General features: G+C 45.4%; 1 protein-coding gene. It reads right to left on the reverse strand.

What is annotated here, in order from left to right; all coding sequences use genetic code 11:
- On the reverse strand, positions 1-192 hold a 192-nt coding region (locus NG901_RS16975; RefSeq protein ID WP_252217131.1), incomplete at its 3' end, for a hypothetical protein.
- Between the last annotated feature and the right edge of the window lie 26 nt (positions 193-218).

A 218-nucleotide genomic window follows, 5' to 3' on the forward strand; every position in this document is an offset into this window, starting at 1 on the left:
TGCCTTTTCTTCGTTCACTTTCTTCTCAGCTTCTAAGCGAGCTTTGTTTTCAGCTTGCTTCGCAGCGTCATCTTTTGCTTTCAAAGCAGCAAGACCTGATTGTTTGTTGTTCTTCCAAGCTTCGAACTTAGCCTCAGCTTCAGCTTCGCCAAATGCACCTTTAGCTACACCACCAAGGAGGTGTTTCTTCATGTAGATGCCTTCGCGAGAAAGGATGT

Origin of the sequence: Clostridium sp. CMCC3677, assembly GCF_023845585.1 — a bacterium.
In the GTDB taxonomy this organism is placed as follows: Bacteria; Bacillota; Clostridia; order Clostridiales; family Clostridiaceae; genus Clostridium; species Clostridium aquiflavi.